This window comes from Terriglobales bacterium (genome assembly GCA_035457425.1).
GTDB lineage: Bacteria > Acidobacteriota > Terriglobia > Terriglobales > Acidobacteriaceae > JACPNR01.
Genome location: DATIBR010000063.1, coordinates 1 through 23,380, shown reverse-complemented (window position 1 = coordinate 23,380; position 23,380 = coordinate 1). Strand labels below are relative to the sequence as shown.

Below are 23,380 nucleotides of genomic sequence, written 5' to 3'. Positions count from 1 at the left end.
GCCTCGATGAACGCCCCCACGTACTTGTCGGGATCCTCGATCATCAGGTGGACGTCGAGCGGCAGCCCGGTCACCTTCCGCAGCGACGCCACCACCGGCGGCCCGATGGTGATGTTGGGGACGAAATGCCCGTCCATCACGTCCACGTGCAGCAGGGTCGCCCCGCCTTCGGCCGCCGCCTTCACGTCGTCGGCCAGCCGGGCAAAGTCCGCCGAAAGTATCGAAGGCGCTATCTCGATCAAATAGTTCCTCGCTGGAGGCAGGCGCGGTATTCCGATTTTAACATCACCCGCTCCCGCTCCCACCCGCAAAAATCCAGTGTTTCTGCCGGTTCTTCCCGGTCTCTGCCCTCCTCACTCGGGGCTCGCGCCTGGGCGCTCCTACCTTGTTCTGAAATCCGGACAAAACCGACCCTCCCCGTTCCGCCGGCCCCATTCCGCGTTACGGTCCCTGCAAAGGGCACCGCTGCCCGGGACGAACCAACCGACGTCCCTGCGGCCACCGGTGCTTGGCGGAGAAACGCGCTGCCGAACCCGACACGGGCCTGCCGGCAGCGCGTTCTCTTTCCTGCCTCATCCTCCTGACAACCGCGCGCCCCCGCCCAGGCATCTGATGTCTGAAGTTTGGCGCTTCCCCCATTGGCGCGCTTCGTTCCTCCTCTGCTCCACTGCGGTCTTTGCTTCGACTCCTGTTCGGCTGTTGGCATCGCCTAGCAAGATTGGGTCCGAGCCAGTGAAAGAAAGTCCTTCGTCTTCAGGAAGAAAGTCCACCAGCGACCGCCGCGTCCACCGCAGCGTGCCGCACGTCTCTCCTCCTCTCCCCGGGCTCCCGCTCAGCACCGACACCGAGATCCTGCAGAAGCTGGTGCGCCAGCTCCGCATGGAGCGCGCCTTCCTGCAGACCGTGCTCGACCAGATGCCGGTCGGCGTCGTCCTCGCCGAGGCGCCCTCCGGCCGCCTCATTCTCGGAAACGTGAAGTTCGAGGAGCTGCTGCGCGAACGCTTCTTCCCCGCTCCCATCATCGACCAGTACTCGCACTGGCGCGGCTTCCATCCCGACGGCACTCCCTACGAAGCCCGCCAGTGGCCGCTTGCCCGCGCCATCCTCTTCGGCGAAACCATCCGCGGCGAGGTCATCCGCATCCGCCGCGGTGACCGCAGCTTCGCCCTCTTCGAGGTCACCGCCTCGCCCATCCGCGACGAGAAAGGACTCATCGCCGCCGCCGTCGCCAGCTTCCACGACGTCAGCGACCGCGACTGGGCCCAGCAGATGTTCGCCGGCTCCGCCCTCGTCCGCTTCCCCCGCAAGAAGAAGTAAGAAGTCGGGTTGCCCGACTCTGCACTGTCCACCGTGCACGGTGCACTGGTTTTCAGCGTACAATCCCCAGACCCCATGCCCATCGCCATCGGCTCGCGACTTGGCCCCTACGAGATCCTGTCCGCCATCGGCGCCGGCGGCATGGGCGAGGTCTACAAGGCGCGCGACACGCGCCTCGACCGCGCCGTCGCCATCAAGGTCCTGCCCGACGCGCTCTCGCAGAACCCCGAGCTCCGCGCCCGCTTCGAGCGCGAGGCCCGCGCCCTCTCCAGCTTCCAGCATCCCCACATCTGCACGCTCTACGACGTCGGCGAGCACGAGTCGACCAGCTACCTCGTCATGGAATATCTCGAGGGCGAGACGCTGGCCCAGCGCCTGGAGCGCGGCCCGCTCCCCACCGACCAGCTCTTGCGCATCGCCATCGACGTAGCCGACGCCCTCGACAAGGCCCACCGCCAGGGCGTCGTCCATCGCGACCTCAAGCCCGGCAACATCGTCCTTGCCAAGGCGGGCGCCAAGCTGCTCGACTTCGGCCTCGCCAAGGAATCGCGCTCCGCGCTCGCCTCCAACGCCATGACCGCCATGGTCACGCGCTCGCAGCCGCTCACCGCGCACGGCACTATCGTCGGCACCTTCCAGTACATGGCGCCCGAGCAGATCGAAGGCGCCGAGGCCGACGCCCGCGCCGACATCTTCGCCTTCGGCGCCATCCTCTACGAGATGGCCGCCGGCAAGCGCGCCTTCGACGGCAAGACGCAGGCCTCCGTCATCGCCTCCATCCTCGCCTCCGAGCCGAAACCGCTCACCGACCTCGCTCCCACCGCTCCCGCCGCGCTCGACCACGTAATAAGGACCTGCCTCGCCAAGGACCCCGACGAGCGTTTCCAGTCCGCGCACGACCTGCTCATCCAGCTGCGCTTCATCGCCAACGAGAGCGCCAGCTCGGCGAGCGCGCGCGCCGTCGCCGCGCCGAAAAAGAAGTGGTGGCGCGACGCAGCCGTCGCCTGGGCCGTCGCCGCTCTGTTGCTCGTCGTGGCACTTGCGGCGGGCGCGGGCTGGCTGAAGTTCCGAGCGCAGTCGCAGCCGGTCGTGCGCGCGGTCATCCTGCCCCCCGACAAGGTCACACTCGACATCACCGGCGATTTCGCCGGGCCGGCGATGATCTCGCCCGACGGCTCGATGGTGGCGTTCGTGGCGCACGGCGACAGCGGCAAGGCCATCTACGTCCGACCGCTGAACGCGCTCCAGGCGCGCAAGCTCGACGGCACCGACGGCGCGGCCTGGCCGTTCTGGTCACCCGACAGCCGGCAACTGGCGTTCTTTGCCGACGCCAAACTGAAGCGCATCCCGGCGGCCGGCGGCCCGGCGATGGTGCTGGCCGATGCGACCAATGCCCGCGGCGGCACCTGGGGCAAGGACAACGTCATCGTCTTCGCTCCCGAGTTCCGCAGCGGCCTGCTCCGGGTGAACGCGGGCGGAGGTGCGGTCTCGACCGTGCGCGAGCTGGATCAGGACCACACCACCCTGCGCTGGCCATGGTTCCTGCCAGACGGCAAGCATCTGGTGTACCTGGCGACCTCCCACGGCGGAGGCGACGCGCAGAAGAACGGCGTCTACTGGACGTCGCTCGACGGCAAAGAGGGCCACATGGTGACGCCGTCGGACGCGGGCGCGATGTTCGCCAACGGCAAGCTGCTGTTTCACTCGCAGAACGCCCTGATGGCGCAGTCGTTCGACCCGGGCAGCGGAAAGCTCTCGGGTGACCCGGTCACGCTGATCGACGCCGTGCAGTTCGACGCCGGCGTGTGGCGCGTGGTGGCCAGCGTCTCCGACAACGGCGTGATGGCCTACCACCTCGGCGCCGCCGTGCTGGGCGTGGAGCTGGCGTGGTTCGACCGCAGCGGAAAAGAAGTGGCCGGGCGGCTGGCGCGCGATACCTATCGCGATCCGGCGGTCTCGCCCGACGGCAAGCGGCTCGCCATCTCGCTCGGCGATCCGCTGCGGCAGATCTGGACCATCGACCTGGCGAGAGGAACGAAGTCGCGGCTGACGTTCGACTCGGTGGTCCACATCGACCCGGTCTGGACGGCCGACGGAAAATACGTTGCCTACACCAACGGGCTGGGCGGAGCGGCGGGGGGGTCGCAGTCGAGTATCCACTGGAAGCGGGCCGACGGCAGCGCCCCCGATGAGCCGCTGGTGGAGAGCAAGGACGTGGCGTATGCGCAGCCGACGTTCACGCCCGATGGGAAGTACGTGGCGTTCATCCGGGCGACGGGACCGACCGGGAACTCGATCTACGCGATGCCGCTCGAGGGCGAGCGGAAACCGTTCCAGGTGGTGGCGGGCGCGGGCCAGAACATCGTGACCGGGCCGGCGATCTCACCGGACGGCAACTGGCTGGCCTACGATTCGTCGGAGACCGGCACGACCCAGGTGTACGTGACGTCGTTCCCCGGCGGCACGGGCAAGTGGCAGATCTCGGTGAACGGCGGCAGCCAGGCGGCCTGGCGTCGCGACAGCAAGGAGATCTACTTCTTCAGTAACGACGGCAGCATCTACGCGGTGCCGGTGTCGATCGTGGGGACGCAGTTCAATCCCGGGCAGCCGCAAGCGCTGTTCCGGCCGGCCTCGATCGTGACCAGCGGGCGCACCTACTGGCCGGCGCCGGACGGCCAGAAGTTCCTGGTACCGACCCCCGCGGCGGAGAACGCCGCGCCCATCCAGTTGCTGCTGAACTGGACGGCCGAGCTGGAGAGCAAGAAGTGATCGCCACCGGCACCAGGCTCGGCCCCTACGAGATCCTCGCTCCCGCCGGCGCCGGCGGCATGGGCGAGGTCTACAAGGCGCGCGACACTCGCCTCGACCGCGTCGTCGCCATTAAGGTCCTGCCCCAGCATCTCGCGCACGACCCGCAGCTCCGCGAGCGCTTCGAGCGCGAAGCTCGCACCGTCAGCGCCCTTCAGCACCCCAACATCTGCGTGCTGTTCGATATCGGCGAGCAGGAGGGCCTCGACTTCCTCGTCATGGAGTACCTCGAGGGCGAGTCGCTCGCCGACCGTCTCGCCAAGGGCCCGCTGCCCGCCGACCAGGCCATCCGCATCGCCTCCGACGTCGCCGAAGGCCTCGACCGCGCCCACAAGCACGGTATCATCCATCGCGACCTCAAGCCCGGCAACATCATGCTCACCAAGTCGGGCGCCAAGATCCTCGACTTCGGCCTCGCCAAGGGCCGCTCCCAGGCCATGGCCGCCAACGCCATGACCGCCATGGTCACCCAGACCAAGCCGCTCACCGCCGAAGGCTCCATCGTCGGCACCTTCCAGTACATGGCGCCCGAGACGCTCGAAGGCGGCGAGGCCGACGCCCGCTCCGACCTCTTCTCGCTCGGCGCCGTCATGTACGAGATGCTCACCGGCAAGCGCGCCTTCGCCGGCAAGACCCAGGCCAGCGTCATCGCCGCCATCCTCGCCAGCGAGCCGCCGCCCATCTCCGCCATCCAGCCCATGACGCCGCCCGCGCTCGACCGCGTCGTCCGCACCTGCCTCGCCAAGGATCCCGACGAGCGCTTCCAGTCCGCCCACGATGTCGTGCTGCAACTGCGCTGGGTCCACGACGCCGGCTCCTCCGCCGAAGTCCCGCAGCCGGTCCGCACGCGCCGCAAGCTCCGCGAGCGCGCCCTCTGGGCCTTCGCCGGCGCCGCCTCGCTCGCCGCCATCATCCTCGGCGTCATGTACTGGCACTCCCTCCAGCAGAACCCGCAGGTCGTCCGCGCGCTGCTCTCCGACAACAGCGCCGAGCGCCTGCTGTTCACCGGCGACAACGCCGGACCGGTGATGCTCTCGCCGGACGGGAAGTACGCGGTCTACCTCGCGATGGACGCGGCCGGGCGTCCGATGCTCTGGCTGCGCGCGACCTCGTCGCTGAACGGAGCGCCGCTGCCGGGCACCGACGACGCCAAGTTCCAGTTCTGGTCGTCGGATTCGAAGTCGGTGGCGTACTTCCAGGGCGGAAAGCTGAAGATCAGCGACATCGCCGGGAACCCGGCTGTGACGGTGGCGGACGCGCCGGACGCGCGCGGCGGATCGTGGGCGCCGGACGGCACGATCCTGTTCGCGGCGGACACGCGCACGGGGATCTCGCGGGTGCGGGTGTCGGGTGGCGGGGCCGAAGCGGTGACCCAACTCGACGCCGGCCACACAACCCATCGCTGGCCGCAGGTGCTGCCCGATGGCAAGCACTTCCTGTACTTCGCGGGCGACCACAACAACCTGCGCAGCGAAGCCTCGGGCATCTTCTGGGCCTCGCTCGACGGGAAACAGAAGCAGCTCGTGGTGCGCACCTACACGGGCGCGCAGTACGTCGATGGCTATCTGCTCTACCAGCGCGAGGGCTCGTTGCTGGCGCAGCGCTTCGATCCCGCGACCGGCAAGCTGCAAGGCGAATCGCAGGCCGTCGCCCAGAACGTGAATTTCGACATCACGACGTGGCGCGGCGTCTTCAGCGCCTCCGACACCGGATTGCTGGTCTATCAAATGGGCGGCGGAGCGCTGGGGACGAAGCTGGCATGGTTCGACCGCTCGGGCAAGATGCTGGGGACGGTCTTGGGACCGGCCTACATCCAGGACGGCCGGCTCTCGCCTGACGGCAAGCGCGTGGCCACGACCCTGGGCGACGCCGCCAGCGACCTCTGGATCCTCGATCTGGAGCGTGGCACCCGCAACCGGCTCACCTTCTCGGGCTCACCCAACGTGGGCGAAGCGTGGTCACCGGACGGCAAGCAGATCGTCTTCATGTCGGGCCGCGCGGGCCATTTCAATCTCTACATCAAGCCCGCGGACGGCGGCGGGGAAGAACAGCCGCTGCTACCGCCCTCGGCGGCCGACCGCATCCTCGGCGAGTGGACGCACGACGGAAAGTTCGTGGTTTATTTCGAGGGGAACACGAGCGGCGAGCAGGATATCTGGGCCGTGCCGGTGCAGGGCGAGCGCAAGCCATTCAAGGTGGTGGCCACGCCGACCTTCGACACCGACCCGGTCGTCTCCCCCGATGGCAAGTGGATCGCCTACGGTTCGAGCCTCAACGGCCGCAACGATATCTACGTGAGCCGTTTCCCCGACGGCACGGGCCGCTGGCAGATCTCGGCCGCCGGCGGCCTGGCGCCGCGCTGGAGCCGCGACGGCAAGGAACTGTTCTACATGGCGCCCGATCGCTCGCTGATGCGAGTGCCGGTGGGCGTCAACGGCAACAGCTTCGAGCCCGGACCGCCGACCGCGCTCTTCCGCTCGACCGCGGTGTCGAGTCCGTCGTACAGCTACGATCCGGCGCCGGACGGGAAGCGCTTCCTCATCAACAGCATGGATGAGCAAGGGTCGCTGCCCATGGTGCTGGTCGTCAACTGGAAGGCCGAGTTGAAGAAGTAACCAAGAAGCCGCGCGGTGCCACGCGGCGCAGACTATAATCACGCCCCACTTCGCGAGGGGCGAAGCCATGCCCATCAATGCAGGCAGCAGGCTGGGACCATACGAGATAATCGCCGCCGCCGGCGCCGGCGGCATGGGCGAGGTCTATCGCGCGAAGGACACCCGCCTCGACCGCGTGGTCGCGATCAAGGTCCTGCCCCAGCACCTCACGCAAGACGCGCACCTGCGCGAGCGCTTCGAGCGCGAGGCGCGCGCCATCTCCTCGCTCTCCCATCCCGGCATCTGCATCCTGCACGACATCGGCTCGCAGGATGGCGTCGACTTCCTCGTCATGGAGTTCCTCGAGGGTGAGACGTTGGAACAGCGGATCATGAAAGGTCCGTTGTCCCCGCCCGATGTGCTGCGCATCGGAGTGGAGATCGCCGATGCGCTCGAGAAAGCGCACCGCCAGGGCATCGTCCACCGCGACCTCAAGCCCTCGAACATCATGCTCACCAAGTCGGGCACAAAACTGTTCGACTTCGGCCTCGCCAAGCGCGGCGACGCCTCCACGCTCGCCTCCGCCCTCACCGAAATGACCGCCAGCCAGAAGAAGCTCACCAGCGAAGGCTCGATCGTCGGGACTTTTCAGTACATGGCGCCCGAGCAGCTCGAGGGCGCCGACGCCGACCAGCGCACCGATATCTTCGCCTTCGGCGAGATCCTCTACGAGATGGCCACCGGCCAGCCCGCCTTCAAGGGCAAGACCAAGGCGAGCCTCATCGCCAGCATCCTCTCCTCCGAGCCCGCGCCCATCACCACGCTCCAGCCGCTCACGCCGCCCGGCCTCGACCGCATCGTGCGCACCTGCCTCGCCAAGGATCCCGACGACCGCTTCCAGACCGTCCACGACCTCAAGCTGCAACTGCAATGGGTCGCCGAGGGCGGCTCGCTCGCCGGCGTGCCCGCGCCCGTCGCTCACCGCCGCAAACATCGCGAGACCGTCGCCTGGGCACTCGCCGGCGCTCTGCTGGCAGTGACCGCGGCCTCAGCCTGGTTCGTTTGGCGGCTCACGTCGGAACCGAAGCAGGTGATCCGCGCGAGCATCCTGCCGCCTGATAAGGTGCGCTTCGAGCTGTTGGCAGGCGGTGGTCCGGCGCAGCTCTCGCCCGACGGGCATTACGTCGTATACGGTGGAGTCAGCTCGGGCGCGGCACGGCAGCTTTGGCTCCAGGCGCTCGACGCCTCCGCCCCGCAACCGCTGCCGGGCACCGAGAGCGCCACCTACCCCTTCTGGTCACCCGACAGCCGCTCCATCGGCTTTTTTAGCGGCACGAAACTGAAGCGGATCGAAGTCAGTGGCGGCCCTCCACAGACTTTGTGCGATGCCAGCGAGGGACGCGGTGGCAGCTGGAACGCGCAGGGCGTGATCATCTTCGGGACGCGCCAGACCGGACTCTACCGGGTCCCCGCCAGCGGCGGCACGGCCACGGTGTTGACGGAGCTCGACCGCACCAAGGGTGCAGAAGGCACGCATCGCTGGCCGTGGTTCCTGCCTGACGGCAACCGCTACCTCTTCATGGCCGGACCCACGGGCAACGATACCGGGGCCAACCAGATCTACCTCGGCTCGCTCGATTCGAAGGAGCGCCGCCTCGTGATCGCGGCGAGTTCCAACCCGGTCTACGCTTCCGGATACCTGCTCTTCCGCCGCGAGTCTTCCCTGATGGCGCAGCCGTTCGATGAGAAGCGCGGCCAGACGACCGGCGATGCCGTCCCCATCGCCGAGAACCTGCGTTTCGATGCCGGCATCACGCACGCGGTCTTTTCCGCTTCGCGCACCGGGCTGCTCCTGTTCCAGTCGGGCGGCGTTCGCGCAGGCTCCCAGTTGACCTGGTTCGATCGCACCGGTAAGCAGACCGGCCAGATCGGCACCCCGGCGATGCAGTACTCCATCCGCATTTCGCCCGACCAGAAGCATGTCGCCGCGCAGATCTTCGATCCCGCCGCCAGCAATGTGGATCTATGGGTGTTCGATGTTCAGCGGAACGTGCGGACGCGTTTGACATTCGATCCCGCCGCCGAAATGTCCCCCGTGTGGTCGCCGGATAGCAAGCGGATCTACTTCGCTTCCGAGCGCGATGCGAACCGCCGGCAGATCTTCGTGAAGAACGCCGACGGCTCCGGCGGCGAAGAGCGCGTGCTTACTTCGCAGGATGTGGATGTTCCCGACGACGTGAGCCGGGATGGGCGATACCTGGCATTCACCCGCCGCTCCCTCACCGGCAGCACCGGCTTCGATATTTGGATCCTGCCGCTCGCCGGCGAACCCAAGCCCTTCACCTTCCTGCAGACGCAATTCTTGGAAGGCACCCCGCGTTTTTCTCCCGACGGCCGCTGGCTCGCTTACACCTCCGACGAGTCCGGAAGGCCGGAGGTCTATGTGTCCCCGTTCCCCGCCGGCGGCACGAAGTGGCAGATATCCAATACCGGAGGGCGCCTTGCTGTCTGGGACAAGAACGGAAGCGAGCTGATCTATCTCTCGCCCGACAACAAACTCATGGCGGTGGACCTGCGGTTCTCAGCAAACAGCGTGCAGCCGGGGTTGCCGCGCGAGCTTTTCCAGACACGCACGCCGCCGACTCCCCTTCCCTATCATGTGGGAACGGACGGCCGCATCCTGGTGATCACGATGGAGGACTACGCCGAAGGCACTCCCCTTTCGCTGGTGACGAACTGGACGAACATTGTCCGTAAGTAATCGAAAAAGAACAGCTAAAGGCCCAGCCTGAGCCGCAAACGGGCTATAATCCGGCCTCTCCCGGACGTGTGGGGTCCCGGAGGCTTATGCCCAAGACCGTCATCGTCAAACCCGTCGGCGCCGTCGATGTCGTCCAGGTCCGCGGCCCGCTCAAGATCGGCCACCCGCCCCTCGACGAGCTCAAGGATACCTTCCGCACCCTCGCCGACAGCAACCACGTCAACCTGGTCGTCGACCTCAGCGAGATGCCGCTGTTCGATTCCACCGGCATCGGCGTGCTCGTGCTCGGATACACCTCGATGAAGAAGCGCGGCGGCAACGTCCGGCTCTCCGGCCTCGCCGACCTCGCGCGCAAGATGCTCAAGACCGTCGGCCTGCTCGGCGTCATCGAGGTCTACGAGACGCGCGAGGAGGCGCTCGCCTCCTTCGCCCAGCAAGGCATCAGCGCAGCCTGAGTTGTTCTGTTAGCGCGCGCGCGACGGCAGCTTGAACTCCAGGCCGCGCTCGTCGTTCGCCTTCTCGGTGGCTGGCAGGTCCAGTTCCGCGACCTGGATCTTCTTCTTGTGCGATTCCGCCGCGCCCAGGTCGAAGATCGTCTGGCCCATGATCGCGTAGTTCCCCAACTCCAGCCGCGTTCCGTCGCGCAGCACCAGGATGAGCTGCGTCTCCGGGGCGCCCGGTTCCTCGTACCCGCTCGACTCGCCGCCGTCCGGGGTGCGCCGGCGGTTCTCCCGGCTGTCGAGATAATGCTCGCCGTAGCGCGGGTCTTCTTGCGCCAGGTGCGCGTCCCGGCGGTCGAGCGCGCGGTCTTCGCGCTCCGCCGCGCGCGACCATAGCTCGCGGTCCAGCGCGTTGCCGCTCGGCGCGTCGTACGCCGCCGCCTCGGGCTCCGCCTCTGGCTGCGGCTGCGTGTACACCGGATACGTGTAGACCGGGTAGTACACCGGCGTGACGAAACCACCGCGCCTCCGGTGGTGGAAGCGTCCCTGATGCCCGCCGAACCCCGCGTCGTCGCTGCGGCGCCGCACCGGGAACACATCCGAACCCAGCGTGGTGAACCCCATCGAGGGCGGCGGATTGAACGCGCTGAAGCCGGTCGAGAGTGGCGGCGCCGGATGGAATGCCGTGAAGCTCGTGCGGAACGAGGTCACGCTCGGCGGCACTCCCGGCGTCGGGTTCTGCGGCGTGATCGAGGTCGCCGACGCCGGCACTCCCAACGAGCGCCCCATCTGCGCCAGCCCCGGCAGCGCCAGCAGCATCATCCCGCCCACAAGCAGCTTCTTCACGCCTCAATCATACTCCCGCTCCTCGAAGGGACGTCATCCCGAGCGAGGGCGCGGCGAATCTTCCGCGCCCCAGTCGAGGGACCTGCATTTCAGCCTTTGCCTTTGCCTTCGATTTGTGGTGGCGGACTCGCCCTGATCGCGAATTGCTAATTGCTAATCGCTAATTGCTAATCGCTAATTGCTAATCGCTGATGTACAAAGGTCCCGGTGCGCATCCACCTCGGCCGTCCCCAATACATCGCCATCGGCTTCCTGCTCATCTTTCTCGCGCAGGCCCTGTACGTCGCCGGCCGCCAGCCGCTCGCCGGCGCCGAACTCGGCTACCTCCAGACCGGCGAGCAGCGCCTCCGCGGCCAGGCCTCCGACGCGCCCCACTTCGTCTCCCCGCTCATCGCCCTCATGGCCGCCGTCCCCGTGCTCGCCGACGGCCAGACCTCCCTCACCGACGACGACCCCGATCCGCTGCGCTGGTCCGCGCGCCTCCCCTTCCTCCTCGTCGGCCTGCTGCTCGGCGGCTCGCTCTGGTACGTCACCCGCCGCCTCTACGGCAACGCCGGAGGCTACGTCGCGCTCGCTCTCTACGTCTTCTCCCCCGCGCCCGCCATCAGCGCCCGCGTCGGCCCCAACCTCGTCGCCATGCTCGGCGTCTTCGGCATCTTCTATATCTCCATCGCGCTCGCCCACACCTTCTATCCCGACGACATCGGCTTCTTCCGCGAGTGCTCGCCGCGCTGGCGGCGCGTCCTGCTCCTCGCCGCCGCCATCTTCCTCGCGCTCGGCTCCGCCCCCACCACCCTCCTGCTGCTCCCGCTCGCCCTCGCCTTCATGTACTACCTGCTGCCGGACCGCCGCCGCTGGTGGCTCCCGCTCGGCGTCATCCTCGTCACCACCTGCTGCGCGCTCCTCGGACTGTGGGCGGTCAACAGCTTCAGCGCCGCCGCGCTCCGCCAGGAGCTCAGCCTCAGCGTCGGCGTCGTCTCCTGGCGCGTCGCCGCCGAATGGATCCAGCGCTACTTCGCCAGCACCCTCTGGCTCACGCACTATCCCGCGCTCCTGCTCTTCCTCCTGCTCGCGCTCGCGGCCTATCTCAGCAAGCGCCGCGTCCGCTATTTCGGCAACACCGCACCGCTGCTGGTCCTCACCGCCGCCTGGCTCCTCGCCGTCGCCGGCCTCGCGCCCGACACCCTCGCCTACGGCGCCTTCCCGCTGCGCGCGCTCCCGTTCGTCTTCGTCTTCTTGGCCGGCGTCGCCGCCGACGTCCTCGAGCTCCACCCCCGCCGCACCGTCGCCCCCATGCTCATTGCTTTGCTGCTCTCCCACGCCACCCTCGGCCTCCTCGACCTCAAACGCGGCGGCGGCTCCCCCCACCCCTTCCGCATCGGCGCACCCGACCGTTAGCTCGACAACCCCTCGCACCGTCGTGAAAGCACCCGCCTTTAGGCGGGTGACCACGCACGTCCATAAGTTCCGCGCGAACCGGGCGCGACACAGCGCGAGGGAGCGCCCAACAAAGATCGGCCCGGGCATTGCGCCCGGGCCGCTGGAGGAATGGAGCAACTACCGCATAGGTTCGGCCCGTGAGACGAAGAGCACCTCTTTCAACGCCGCCAACTCCGCAAGCTTCGCCGCCGGCAACTCGCCGTAGACGAGTTTCGCCGTCGTTGGTTTCAGCGTCACCTTGAACCCCAGCCGCGCCAGTTGCTCCAGCGTCGCCGGCGAGACGTCCGCCAGCGCCACCCGCACCTTCAGCACCCGGAACTCCGGCTTCACGCACTTCTGCGCCTCCGCTTCCGGCTTCGAGTCCATGCAGTACGCCACTTCCAGCAGCTCGCTCGAGAGCGCGACGTGCTTCTGCTGGAACTCCTGCCGCCGTTTCCACTCCCGCTGGTCCGCCTCGAGCTTCTCCTTCTCCTTCTTGCTCAGCCCGGAACCGCCGCCGCCCACCGGGCGCGAGGTGCCGATCGTGTTCAGCTCGAGTCCGCTCAGGCGCGTCGCCTGCTGCGCGACCGCCAGTTCGTCCGCGCTCATCATGCGTCCCGGACTGGTGGTGCTGATCTGCGACGTCTCCGTCTCGACCAACGGCACCGACGCTTCCACCGTTACCGTTTCCATCCGCCCATAGCCCGCGGCTGAGCTCGCCGGCAGGTTCGTGATCTGCCGCGCGCTATACAGCGTTCCGTCTTTCGGCTCTCCTACCGCCATGCTCCGGTCGACTCCCAGCGGGATCTCCACCGGCACCTGGATCGTCCGCGGCGCGCCGTCCTCCGTCACCACCATCTCCTCCACCGCGACGAACGACGTGAACTGCGTCATCAGCCGGTAGTCCAGCCCGAGCTGCGTGACCTGCGCCACCAGTTCCTTCGACATGCTGCCCTGCTGCGCGCCCTTCCAGTCGCGCGCCATCAGGTCATCCACCTGCCGCCGCGCCCACAGCGTGGCCAGCACCTGGTTCGACTTCTGCTGCGCCGGCAACTCGACCGCGATCTTGCGCTCGAACGGCTGCCCCGCCCGCCGCCCGCGCAGCGTCAGCGTCCCGTGCCCCGCCTGCGTGTAGCGCCCGGTGATGACCAGCGGCTTCGCGCTGAACAGGTCCGCCGGACGCTTCGGCGTCACGTCCGCCACCGGCAGCCCGCCCCAGTCCAGCGTGACGTCGGTCAGCAGCGGCGTGCGCACGCGCTCCTCGAAGCGCGCCACCGCCGCCTCGCCGTCCGACTCCAGCGTCACGTACTCCACCTCCCCGCGCCCTTCCTTCGCCATGTTGTCGAGCAGGAAGCGGTTCACGCTCGACCCGATGCCGAACGAGAACACGCGCGCGTTCGGGTGCTTCTGCACCTCGCCGAGGATCTCCATGTCGTTCCCCACGTAGCCGTCGGTCATGAAGCACACGATGCGCACGTGGTCCTGCTTGTCGGTCGGGTCGAGCGCCGCCCGGATCGCCTTCATCATCTCCGTGCCGCCGCCCCCGGAGCGCCCCGCCAGGAACTTCTGCGCCAGGGCCAGGTTCTCCGCCGTGGCCGGCACCGGCTCCGGAAACAGCACGCGCGTGTCGCCCGCGAACGTGATGAGGTTGAACGTGTCGTTCTTCCTCAGGTTCGCCAGCGCCAGCGCCATCGTCTCTTTCGCCTTCTCGATCGGGAACCCCGACATCGAGCCCGACGTGTCGAGCACGAACACCAGCTCGCGCGGCGTCGCGTCGTCGTCGAACACCCGCTCCGGCGGCTGCAGGATGAACGTGAAGTACCCCGCGGTCTGCTGCGTCCCCAGCCCGCCGCCCAGCCCCGCACTCCCCTTCGGCGGGACGGCGTGTACCAGCAGCGCGTCCGCGATCTGCTGCCCCGCCACCGAGTACCGCAGTATGAAATCTTTGTTCGGGATGGTGTCCTGCTCTTGCAGCCGCACCACCGCGCTCGACGCCCCCGTCCGCTCCACGTCGATCTGGTGCAGTTCGCTGCGCAGGTCGGTGATGGGCACGCCCGCGTCGAGCTTCACCTCGATCGCGATGTCGTGCCCGGCGCGCACGCCCTCTTCCGCCACCGGCGGCGTGATGCGCGAGGCGTCCGGCACCTTGTCCGTGTCCGGCACGCGCCCGCCGCCCGTCCGGCCAAGCTCCCTGTTCCCGGGGATGTACCGCGGCCCGACCACCGTCGGGAACATGAACTCGTACGATCCCGCCTCGTACTTCAGCGTCTCCACGTACGCGATCGTGATGGTGATCTTCTCGCCCGGCAGGATGTTCGCCACCGACTGCGTGAAGATGTTCGGCCGCTCCTGGTCGAGCAGCGCCGCGGTGTGCCCGGTGCGCTTCGCCTGCTCGTAGATCTGCTGCGCCTCTTCCCGCTTCCGGATCACGCCCTTCACCACGCGCTCGCCCACGCGCATCGTCATGTCGTTGACCGCGGCGTCCTGCGGCAGCGGGAACACGTACACCGCCTCGATCCTGTCGTCCGTCGGGTTCACGAATTCCTGCGTGACCTCGACGCGCGCCAGGAAGCCCGCTATCTCGGCCTTCACCTCCGTGTGCTCGAGCGGGCACAGCGCCGCGAACTTGCCGTCTTTCCCGACGATCTGCAGCGAGCCCGAGTCGCCCGGCACCAGCGGCGACGGTTTCGGCGGCGCGGCGTGCGTCACCGGAAGATTCCCCAGCACGAGTACCGCGGTGAGGACGAGCAGGGCCGCAATCACTACGTAACGCGGTTTCATAAGACTCTCCGATTTGAGAACCGAACGGCGCCCGCCCCTATCCCTCGAAAGCTGAGTCACGGGCGCCGTCCGGTGCGCGCTCTGCACGAAGAACGCAACCCGCCACACACCTTGCAAGGAAAAACTCCTGAGGGTGCCTCATCCTGCGCTCGGCGCTCTTTGCCGAGGAAGGGTCGGAGGTTCAAATGAAGAAAGCGCGGGCATTTTCGCCCGCGCCTCTCCCAATCGCTTCCGCCCTACCAGCTGTAGTGCACCGTGTAGGTCACCACCGCCTCCGCTCCCGGCGGGATGGTGATCGGGAACTCGATGGTCTGCGCGTCCTTCTTCTTGAACGGCGCGCTCTTCGCCGCCACGCTCCAGTTCGTCCAGCGATACAGGTGCTCGACCACCCGCACCGTCACCGGCGTCTTCTTGCGGTTCCGCACCTTGATCTCGAACGACTCATCCAGCCAGTCCTGCGACGAGTTCACCTTGATGTCCGTCCGCCGCCGCTCGCCCACCACGTCGAAGGCGTTGCCGGTGTACACGCGGATCAGCTCATCCACCGGCGTGTGGTCGATCCAGTTCTCGCCCGTGAACTCCAGCTTGCCGTCGTCGTCGCGGCGATAGAAGCGCAGCTTGCCCTTGGGCAGCGGGATCCCCAGCCCGTTCTCTTTCGTGTTCTTGAACTCCTGCATCACCCAGACCTTCGGGTTCGACTCGGTGCCGTAACCCTGGTCGTTGCGCGCGTTCTCCATCGTGTAGCCGTACCAGCGGTCGAGCTTCGCGCCGTCGTAGACGTAGATCCGGTTCGACTTGACGCCGGTCCCGCGCGCCATCTCCACCTGCTTGGTCTCGCTGTCGTGCAGCGTCACCGGACGCGCCAGCGTGTACATGTGGTACTCGTCGAAGCTCTTCTCGCGCATCGTGGGCTGCATCGCGTCTTCCGCGCGCGACGCCTTCATCGCCAGCTCATACGCCGCCGCCGGGCGCGCTCCCGGCTGCAGCTTGTTGACGTCGCCGGCGATCAGCTTGATCTCCGCCGCGTCGAACTTCTTCCCGCTGCGGTTCTGGAACGTCACCCACCCGATGACGTCGATCTTCTCCTCCCCGCCCACCGCCGCGCCTCCCATCGGCGCCACGATGTTGTAGTCCGCTTCCCAGCTCAGCCCGCCCGTCACGTAGCTCACTTCCGCGTCCAGCTTCGCCGGCGCCGGCGTGTTCAGCACCCAGTTCAGCGTCGGTTTCAGGATCGTGTCCTCCCCCAGCGAGGGGAAGATCGGCTGCCCGGGCAGCCCGAAGCGCAGCTTGCCGTCGACCTCGATGATCGGCTGCCCCGCGCCGTAGCCGCCGAACGGCTGGCCGTACTCGTTGTACATCGGCCGCGGCACGTAGCCCGACCGGATGATCTTCCCGTGGATGCGCTGCACCGCGCCGTCCTGCGTGCGGTACTCGAACTCGATGGTGCGGCCCTCGAAGAACGAGAGCAGCAGCTCCTGCGTCACCGGGTCGGAGCGGTAGTTCTGCTCCAGCACCTGCAGCGGCGTGCGCCCCAGCACGTCGCGCAGGATCACCGAATCCGGCTCCAGCATCGACGTCGCATCCGCGAACCGGATGTGGTTCACTCCCGCGTTCAGGTCGAGCGGAAACACCTGCCGCACGACCGCGAAATTCTGGTTGTAGATGGTCAACGCGGTGCCGCTCTTCGGCGCCTCGTCCTGCGCCAACGCGGCGGCGGCGAGCACCGCAAAAATCCCTAGCTTGCGAAGCATCGTTCTCTCTCCTTCGGGGGCAACTGGAGAACGCGCCTCGCTCGCGACCTTGCAAAGTATTTCGAGCCGTCCGGAGCGCTGGCCTCCAGGCCGGCAGGAGAGGCGGCGTCCTCGCCGCCTCATACGCGAGGTGTTATCCTGCGCGGTTTCCCGGAGGCTCCCGATGCGCCCACGCACCGCCATCCTTGTTCCTGCCGTCTTCCTCCTCGCGCTCGCGCTCGCCGCGTCGGCGCAGCAAGCCGACCTGCTCACCGCCGACCAGAAAGCCGCCATCGACCGCGCCGCCGAAGCCGCGCTCAAAGATTCCGGTGTGCCCTCGGCCTCCATCGCCGTCGTCAAGCGCGGACAGCTCGCCTACGCCCAGGCCTACGGCCTCGCCAAGCTCGAGCCCGCCACGCCCGCCACCACGGAGATGCGCTACTCCATCGGCTCCGTCTCCAAGCAGTTCACCGCCACCGCCATCCTGATGCTCGCGGAGCAGCGCAAGCTCTCGCTCGACGACCCGGTCGCGCGCTTCCTGCCACGGCTCACGCGCGCCAACGAGGTCAGCATCCGGCAGCTGCTGAACATGACCTCCGGCTACCAGGACTACTGGCCGCAGGACTACGTCATGCCCAACATGCTCCAGCCCGTCACCGCCGCTGCGCTCCTCGACCAGTGGGCGCGCAAGCCGCTCGACTTCGATCCCGGCACGAAGTGGCAGTACTCCAACACCAACTACGTCATCGCCGGCGAGATCGTCCGCCAAGCCGCCGGCCAGGACCTGGTCGCGTTCCTGACGCAGCGCGTCTTCACGCCGCTCGCCATGACCAGCGTCGCCGACATCGACCGCGCCCCGCTCCCCGCCTCCGACCCCACCGGCTACCGCCGCTTCGGGCTCGGCCCGCTCCGCCCGGCTCCCAAGGAAGGCCCAGGCTGGCTCGCCGCCGCCGGCGAGCTCGCCATGACGCCCTCCGACCTCGCCCGCTGGGACATCGCCATGCTCCAGCAGAAGCTCCTCAAGCCCGCCAGCTACCACGAGCAGCAGACGGTCGGCGTCCTCAAGAACGGCGCCACCGCCGGCTACGGCCTCGGCGTCGTCATCGGCGGCGCCACCACTCGCCGCTTCCTCTCGCACTCCGGCGAGGTCTCCGGCTTCACCGCCTCCAACACCGTCTATCCCGACGACCACGCCGCCATCGTCGTCCTCACCAACCAGGACGCCGTCGACGCCGGCGAGTCCATCAGCAACGCCATCGCCCGCATCCTCTTCACCGACTCCGACGCCGCCACCGCCGCCGCCACCGAGCGCGCCCGCCAGATCTTCCTCGCCCTGCAGCAGGGACGCCTCGACCGCGCGCAGTTCACCGACAACGCCAACTTCTACTTCAGCGAGCAGGCGCTCGCGGACTTCAAGACGTCGCTCGGACCGCTCGGCCCGCCCACGAAGTTCGCGGTCACGGGCGGCAAACGCCAGCGCGGCGGCATGACCGCGCGCCGCTGGAGCGTCTCCGCCGGCGATAAGTCGCTCACCGTCTGGACCTTCGAAATGCCCGACGGCAAGCTCGAGCAGTACCAGGTCGCGCCGGAGTAGCGGGTCGGTGGACGGTGGCGAAGGACGCTACTGCACGATGTGGCGGACGATGGTGGCGAGGTTGCGGTAGTCGTCGCCGGGGAACCCGAGAGTCGCCTCGGGCAGGCGCTCCTGGCCGGGCACGAGCAGCGAGAGCACGGGCGCCGACGAGTGCCGGCGGAAGATCCGGATGAGCCGCCGCTTCTCCTCCCGCGGCACCGAATGGCCGAGGACGAGCAGGTCGCCGTCCTCGTTCGCGACCAGCTCCTCGGCCTGCCCGCCGACGGCGGAGCGGACCAGGCAGCCGGCTTCTTCGAAGAGCTGCTCGCGCTCGCGGGCGAGCTTGCTATCCCAGGAGATGCAGAGGACGCAGCGCATCATGGCACTCTTAAAGGCAGCGCCTAGAATACTCCGCCCGGGATAACGCGGACGTAAACAGCGCGGGGAAAACGCCCGTGCCGCGATTTGGCGCCTCGGGCCCGCTCGCCCGCGAGCGCGCCACAACTCCGCGGGCCTACTCCCGCGGGAGCTCGGGATGCTTGCGGTGCCACCCGGTCTTCTCCTGGTAGGCGCGGGCGAAGGCGCACAACCGCGCGTCGGAGAACAGGTCGCCCAGGAACGTCAGCGAGACGGGCGTGCCGGGGCCGCCGCCGTCCTCGTACTTGCGGAGCTGGGGTGCGTCCGCCCCGCGGAAGCCGTTCGGCACGATGACCGCCGGGTGCCCGGTGATGTTGGTGGCGATGAGCTGCGTGCTGGTCGTCGGCGTGACGATGACGTCCACCTGCTCGAAGATCCTGGCGAGCTCGCGCATCAGGCGCAGCCGCGCGCGGTTGGCCTGGAGGTAGTCGACCGCGGGGATGAAGCGCGCGACGCGGAAGCCGTTGGGCCAATCGTCGATGGACTGCTGGGTGAGCAGGCGGTCGCGGCCGGAACGCGTCAGGTCGTCGAACGCCGCCGCGGCTTCGGCCGACAGCCCCAGGATGCACGGGCCGTACGGGAAGTCCTTGGGCAGCTCGACCGCGGTGAGCTTCACGCCCATCTGGTCGAGCGCGGCGAGCGTCGGCGCGAGGAACCGCCGGTCGTACTCGCGCGAGAGCTTGCGCTCCGCCGCGTCGAGACGCTCCTCCTCCTTTTTCTTGCGCTCCTCGGCCGAGAGCTCGGTCTCGGGCTTCTCCGGTGGCGCCGTCGGCTCGTTCTCCTGCTGCTTCGGCGGATCGAACGCCGACTTCAGGTAACCGACCCGCAGCTTGCGCCAGTCGAAGCTGGCGTCCCAGTTGAACGCCGCGGGGTGGATGCAGTCGAGGTCCTGCTGGTCGGGACCGTGGATCGCGCTCATCACCAGCGCGCAGTCCTCGACCGCGCGCGTGATCGGGCCGAGCTTGTCCCAGGTCCAGCAAAGCGTCATCGCGCCGGTGCGCGGGACGAACCCGAAGGTCGGCCTGAGCCCGGTGGTGCCGCAGCGCGTGGACGGCGACGAGATGGAGCCGAGCGTCTCGGAGCCGATGGCGAAGCCGACGCAGCCGGCTGCGGTGGCCGAGGCCGAGCCGGCGCTCGAGCCCGACGACCCCTGGTCCTGCGGGCGCCACGGATTGCGGGTCATGCCTCCGAACCACTTGTCGCCCATGGCGAGCGCGCCGAGCGTGAGCTTGGCGACCAGCACGGCGCCGGCCGCGTCGAGGCGCTGCACGACCGTGGCGTCTTCGTCGATGACCTGCTTCTCGAAGCCGCCCGCGCCCCAGGTCGTCGGGTAGCCCTTGACCGCGAGCAGGTCCTTCGCGCCCCACGGGATGCCGTGGAGCGGGGAGCGGAGCTTGCCGCGCGCGAGGTCGCGATCGGCGGCGCGGGCGTGGTCGAGCGCGCGCTCCGTGGTCAGCGTGATCCCGAACTTGAGCAGACGGTTGTAGCGCTCCAGGCGCGCGAGATACATCTCCGTCAGGTTGACGGAGGTGAACTGGCGCGCGCGGAGCCGCTCGCCCAGCTCGCGCACGGTGGCGAACGCGAGCTGCTCCAGGTCCTTGGGCGCGCGCGTGTTCAGCCACGCGGGCTCGAGCTTGGAGAGGCGCGGCGGACGCTTCGCGGTCTCGAACTTCTTCTTCGCGCCGGGCAGGACCGGATCGAAGGTGAGCGCGAGCTGCTCCGAGTTCTTCAGCTCCAGCTTGCGCAGCGCCTCGTAGCTCGCGACCTGGTCGTTCAGGTCGCGCAGCATCATGTCCTTGTATTCGTCGGCGATGCTGATGCCGGCGACGGCGGCCGCGGAGTCGATCATCTCCCGCGTGATCGCCTTGGGCTTCGCCGGCTCTTCCTTCTTCTGCGGCTCCGGGCCACTGTGGACCGTGGACTGTGGACTGTGGACTGCCGCCCACAGGACGCCCGGGAACAGCGTGGAGCCCAGTCCGGCGGCGGAGCAGACGGCGAAGAACGCGCGGCGATCGAGTTGGTTTGCCATGGCGCCGGGATTATAGGAGGGCAACCCGCGCAGGGGAAGCCGGTCATCGTAACCAGGACGGCAATAATCTCTCTGGCCCCGAGGAGTTCCCCTGATGCGCTCCACGCTTTGTTCCCTGCTGGTCGTCCTGTGTGCGATGTTTTCGGAAGCGACGGTGCCGCGCGTGCCGCGCGTGTACGTCGTCGTGCTGGAGAACACGAGCTATGGAAGCGTGGTCGGAAGCTCGTCCATGCCCTACCTGAACTTGCTCGCGAACCAGTACGGGCTCGCGGTGAAGTATTACGGGAACACGCACCCGTCGATCGGCAACTACTTCATGCTGACGACCGGGCAGATCCTCACCAACAACGACTACACCACCAACACGTACGACGTGAACAACGTGGTGCGCCGGCTGCTCACCGCCGGCAGGACGTGGAAGGTCTACGCCGAATCGCTGCCCTACACCGGGTACGTCGGTGGCGACAAGTATCCCTACATCAAGCACCACAACCCGTTCGTCTACTTCACCGACGTAAGGAACTCGAGCGTGCAGCGCAACAACGTCGTGCCGTTCACGCAGTTCCCCACCGACCGCAAGAACGCCGCGCTGCCGAACTACTCGTTCATCGTCCCCAACAACCAGCACAACATGCACGACTGTCCGCCGGGGACGAGCAGCTGCACGCTGGCGCAGAAGGCCAAAGCTGCCGACGACTGGCTGAAGGCCAACCTGGCGCCGCTCGTCAACAGCTCCGCGTTCCAGCAGGGCGGCGACATCCTCATCATCACCTGGGACGAAGGGTTCGCCACCGACAAGGCCTACGGCGGAGGGCACATCGCGTGGGTGGTGGTCAGCTCCAAGGCGCGAAAGGGGTACCACTCCGGCACCTTCCACCAGCACCAGTCGATGCTCAAGCTGACGCTGAAGGCCCTGGGCGTCTACTCGTATCCGGGAGCGTCCCAGACGGCCACCGACATGGGAGAGCTGTTTCCGTAGTCCACGGCCCACAGTGGCTCGCCGAGACATTGGCCGTGAGAGCCAGGCGACGAGCCCGGCTTGCGCGGCGAGTCGCCGGCTCGAAGGCGCAAAGGTCAGTGCTGAGCGGGATTGCTCGGCGGTGTGCGCCGAAGGCGCAAAAAAATAAAGGACCCCGAGGTTGTTGTCCCCCGATACGACTCGACCAGCAGCTCGCTTTAGACCCTCGCCGACCTGCGTGATGTCGTGTGCTTGCGGCTCACGACGCGCGGCCTTTAAACACTTTCGTGTAGCTCGGGCTCCGGGCTCACCACCAACCGGTCGCACCAGTTGACGCCTACGGGGTCCTGTCTTGCCTCTGACTTTTCTTCTTGGCTCTTCTCAACCAGCGGGTTGCATTTGACCCTCACCGACCCTCCGTCGTTGTTAGCGAAACCTCACCCGCGAAGGTGAGGTAATTGCCGGACCCGCGAAGGTCCAGCGGCGCCATCCCAGTTCGCGGCCGGGACAGCATCGGCTCGTTAGCGGGCCGCTACCCGCGTAGAGCCGTTCGCGACGGTGATCCGGCTTGAGCCCCGGACGCGCCACCAATCGGACAACCAAGAAAATGTCAAAGAACGAGGCTGAATCTACGCTCCCTGGGAATAGAGTCAAGGAAAAGAACGCGCCTATAACACGTTTGTTTTCAATCGAGTGCAGCCCGTCCACAGCCCCCTGCCGCGAGAGTTGTGCAACGTGATTTTTGCACAGCGATGGACAGCCGCTATTCATGCGGTTTTGGACCTGTTGGCGATTGTGCAAATCCCAATGGAAACCGCTGAACATGCGGCCTTGCGCGTTTGGAAACCGGCATGACCCAGCGCCGCCACGCGCCCGGGGAGCCCGCGCCACCGCCGCCGGGACCCCGCCGCTGCTGGCATACAATGCGCGCGGAGGCCAGGGACAAATCATGGCGACCTACGGCTTTGAAAAAGATCGAGTGGTGACGGTGGGCGGCGGAGTATTCCGCGGGATCGGCGTGCTCATCGCGGCGTTCCTGTTCGTGGTGCTCATGATCGCGTCGGTGGCGAAGGTGCCGGCCGGGCACGTCGGCGTGCTCACGCTGTTCGGCCGCGTCACCGGCGAGGCGCTGCCCGAGGGCATGCACTTCGTGAACCCCTTCAAGGTGAACACCGTGATGTCGGTCCGGACGCAGGAGTTGAAGGAGTCGGCGGCGGTGCCCTCGAGCGAGGGGCTGGTGATGAACCTGGACACCTCGCTGCTGTTCCGCATCCAGCCGGACAAGGCGGCGCACCTCTACCAGACGGTGGGTCCGAACTACATCGGAGTGGTGATCGAGCCGACGCTGCGCGCCGCCATCCGGGAGGCGACCGCGTCGCACACCGCGAACGCGCTCTACACCGGCGAGCGCGAGAAGGTCGGGCAGGAGATCTTCGGCGCACTCTCGCGCGAGCTGGTGAAGCGCGGCATCGAGGTGGAGAGCGTGTTCCTCAGGGACATCCAGCTGCCGGCGGCGCTGAAGCACTCCATCGAGCTCAAGCAGCAGGCGGAGCAGGAGTCGCTCGCGATGAGCTTCCGGCTGCAGAAAGAGAAGCAGGAGGCCGACCGCAAGCGCATCGAGGCGGAGGGCATCCGCGACTTCCAGCGCACGGTGAGCCAGGGCATCTCGCCCGAGCTGCTGACGTGGAAGGGCATCGAGGCCACCGA

15 protein-coding genes are annotated in these 23,380 nt (G+C 67.6%); 9 read left to right on the top strand and 6 right to left on the bottom strand.

Annotated elements, in window-relative coordinates:
- On the bottom strand, nt 1–242 hold a 242-nt coding region (locus tag VLA96_04445), incomplete at its 3' end, for a hypothetical protein (protein HSE48437.1).
- Between the two features lie 490 nt (nt 243–732).
- Here VLA96_04445 and VLA96_04440 point away from each other — a divergent pair.
- From VLA96_04440 to VLA96_04420, 5 genes are all read left to right on the top strand, one after another.
- Nucleotides 733–1,317, top strand: a complete 585-nt coding sequence (locus tag VLA96_04440; protein ID HSE48436.1) for a hypothetical protein — start codon at nt 733–735, stop codon at nt 1,315–1,317.
- 75 nt (nt 1,318–1,392) lie between these two features.
- Complete coding sequence (locus VLA96_04435) at nt 1,393–4,086, top strand: protein kinase (GenBank protein ID HSE48435.1); 2,694 nt, start codon at nt 1,393–1,395, stop codon at nt 4,084–4,086.
- On the top strand, nt 4,083–6,740 hold the full coding sequence (locus tag VLA96_04430; GenBank protein HSE48434.1) for a protein kinase: 2,658 nt from the start codon (nt 4,083–4,085) through the stop codon (nt 6,738–6,740). The genes VLA96_04435 and VLA96_04430 overlap by 4 nt, the downstream gene beginning before the upstream one ends.
- Before the next feature lie 67 nt (nt 6,741–6,807).
- Nucleotides 6,808–9,480 carry a protein kinase gene (locus VLA96_04425; GenBank protein ID HSE48433.1) on the top strand — a complete coding sequence of 891 codons (2,673 nt, stop codon included), beginning with the start codon at nt 6,808–6,810 and terminating at the stop codon, nt 9,478–9,480.
- An 86-nt stretch (nt 9,481–9,566) separates the two neighbouring features.
- On the top strand, nt 9,567–9,935 hold the full coding sequence (locus VLA96_04420) for an STAS domain-containing protein (protein ID HSE48432.1): 369 nt from the start codon (nt 9,567–9,569) through the stop codon (nt 9,933–9,935).
- A 9-nt stretch (nt 9,936–9,944) separates the two neighbouring features.
- Here VLA96_04420 and VLA96_04415 read toward each other — a convergent pair whose 3' ends face one another.
- A complete protein-coding gene (locus tag VLA96_04415; GenBank protein ID HSE48431.1) occupies nt 9,945–10,766 on the bottom strand; it encodes a hypothetical protein in 822 nt (273 codons plus the stop codon).
- 207 nt (nt 10,767–10,973) lie between these two features.
- Here VLA96_04415 and VLA96_04410 point away from each other — a divergent pair, with 207 nt between their 5' ends.
- Nucleotides 10,974–12,164, top strand: coding sequence for a glycosyltransferase family 39 protein (locus VLA96_04410; protein HSE48430.1), 1,191 nt, complete (start codon nt 10,974–10,976; stop codon nt 12,162–12,164).
- Nucleotides 12,165–12,323: 159 nt separating this feature from the next.
- Here VLA96_04410 and VLA96_04405 read toward each other — a convergent pair whose 3' ends face one another.
- Together VLA96_04405 and VLA96_04400 are read right to left on the bottom strand one after the other, a co-directional pair.
- Nucleotides 12,324–14,966 carry a VIT domain-containing protein gene (locus tag VLA96_04405; protein ID HSE48429.1) on the bottom strand — a complete coding sequence of 881 codons (2,643 nt, stop codon included), beginning with the start codon at nt 14,964–14,966 and terminating at the stop codon, nt 12,324–12,326.
- Nucleotides 14,967–15,202: 236 nt separating this feature from the next.
- A complete protein-coding gene (locus VLA96_04400) occupies nt 15,203–16,717 on the bottom strand; it encodes a hypothetical protein (GenBank protein HSE48428.1) in 1,515 nt (504 codons plus the stop codon).
- Nucleotides 16,718–16,880: 163 nt separating this feature from the next.
- On the opposite strand from VLA96_04400, the gene VLA96_04395 reads away from it, so the two are divergent.
- Nucleotides 16,881–18,290 (top strand): serine hydrolase domain-containing protein, encoded by a 1,410-nt coding sequence (locus VLA96_04395; protein ID HSE48427.1) that lies wholly within the window; start codon nt 16,881–16,883, stop codon nt 18,288–18,290.
- Nucleotides 18,291–18,317: 27 nt separating this feature from the next.
- Here VLA96_04395 and VLA96_04390 read toward each other — a convergent pair whose 3' ends face one another.
- Nucleotides 18,318–18,647 carry a hypothetical protein gene (locus tag VLA96_04390; protein ID HSE48426.1) on the bottom strand — a complete coding sequence of 110 codons (330 nt, stop codon included), beginning with the start codon at nt 18,645–18,647 and terminating at the stop codon, nt 18,318–18,320.
- A gap of 136 nt (nt 18,648–18,783) precedes the next feature.
- Nucleotides 18,784–20,715, bottom strand: coding sequence for an amidase (locus VLA96_04385; protein ID HSE48425.1), 1,932 nt, complete (start codon nt 20,713–20,715; stop codon nt 18,784–18,786).
- A gap of 94 nt (nt 20,716–20,809) precedes the next feature.
- On the opposite strand from VLA96_04385, the gene VLA96_04380 reads away from it, so the two are divergent.
- The gene (locus tag VLA96_04380) at nt 20,810–21,694 is read left to right on the top strand and encodes an alkaline phosphatase family protein (GenBank protein HSE48424.1); all 885 of its coding nucleotides are present in this window, start codon (nt 20,810–20,812) and stop codon (nt 21,692–21,694) included.
- Between the two features lie 928 nt (nt 21,695–22,622).
- Nucleotides 22,623–23,380 (top strand): prohibitin family protein (locus VLA96_04375; protein ID HSE48423.1); only part of this gene is annotated, 758 nt, incomplete at its 3' end.

What these genes read in the sequence shown, in the direction of transcription:
- VLA96_04435 (HSE48435.1), top strand. Translation starts at nt 1,393, where the DNA reads ATGCCCATCGCCATCGGCTCGCGACTTGGCCCCTACGAGATCCTGTCC.
- VLA96_04425 (HSE48433.1), top strand. Translation starts at nt 6,808, where the DNA reads ATGCCCATCAATGCAGGCAGCAGGCTGGGACCATACGAGATAATCGCC.
- VLA96_04420 (HSE48432.1), top strand. Translation starts at nt 9,567, where the DNA reads ATGCCCAAGACCGTCATCGTCAAACCCGTCGGCGCCGTCGATGTCGTC.
- VLA96_04405 (HSE48429.1), bottom strand. Translation starts at nt 14,966, where the DNA reads ATGAAACCGCGTTACGTAGTGATTGCGGCCCTGCTCGTCCTCACCGCG.
- VLA96_04400 (HSE48428.1), bottom strand. Translation starts at nt 16,717, where the DNA reads ATGCTTCGCAAGCTAGGGATTTTTGCGGTGCTCGCCGCCGCCGCGTTG.
- VLA96_04395 (HSE48427.1), top strand. Translation starts at nt 16,881, where the DNA reads ATGCGCCCACGCACCGCCATCCTTGTTCCTGCCGTCTTCCTCCTCGCG.
- VLA96_04390 (HSE48426.1), bottom strand. Translation starts at nt 18,647, where the DNA reads ATGCGCTGCGTCCTCTGCATCTCCTGGGATAGCAAGCTCGCCCGCGAG.
- VLA96_04385 (HSE48425.1), bottom strand. Translation starts at nt 20,715, where the DNA reads ATGGCAAACCAACTCGATCGCCGCGCGTTCTTCGCCGTCTGCTCCGCC.
- VLA96_04380 (HSE48424.1), top strand. Translation starts at nt 20,810, where the DNA reads ATGCGCTCCACGCTTTGTTCCCTGCTGGTCGTCCTGTGTGCGATGTTT.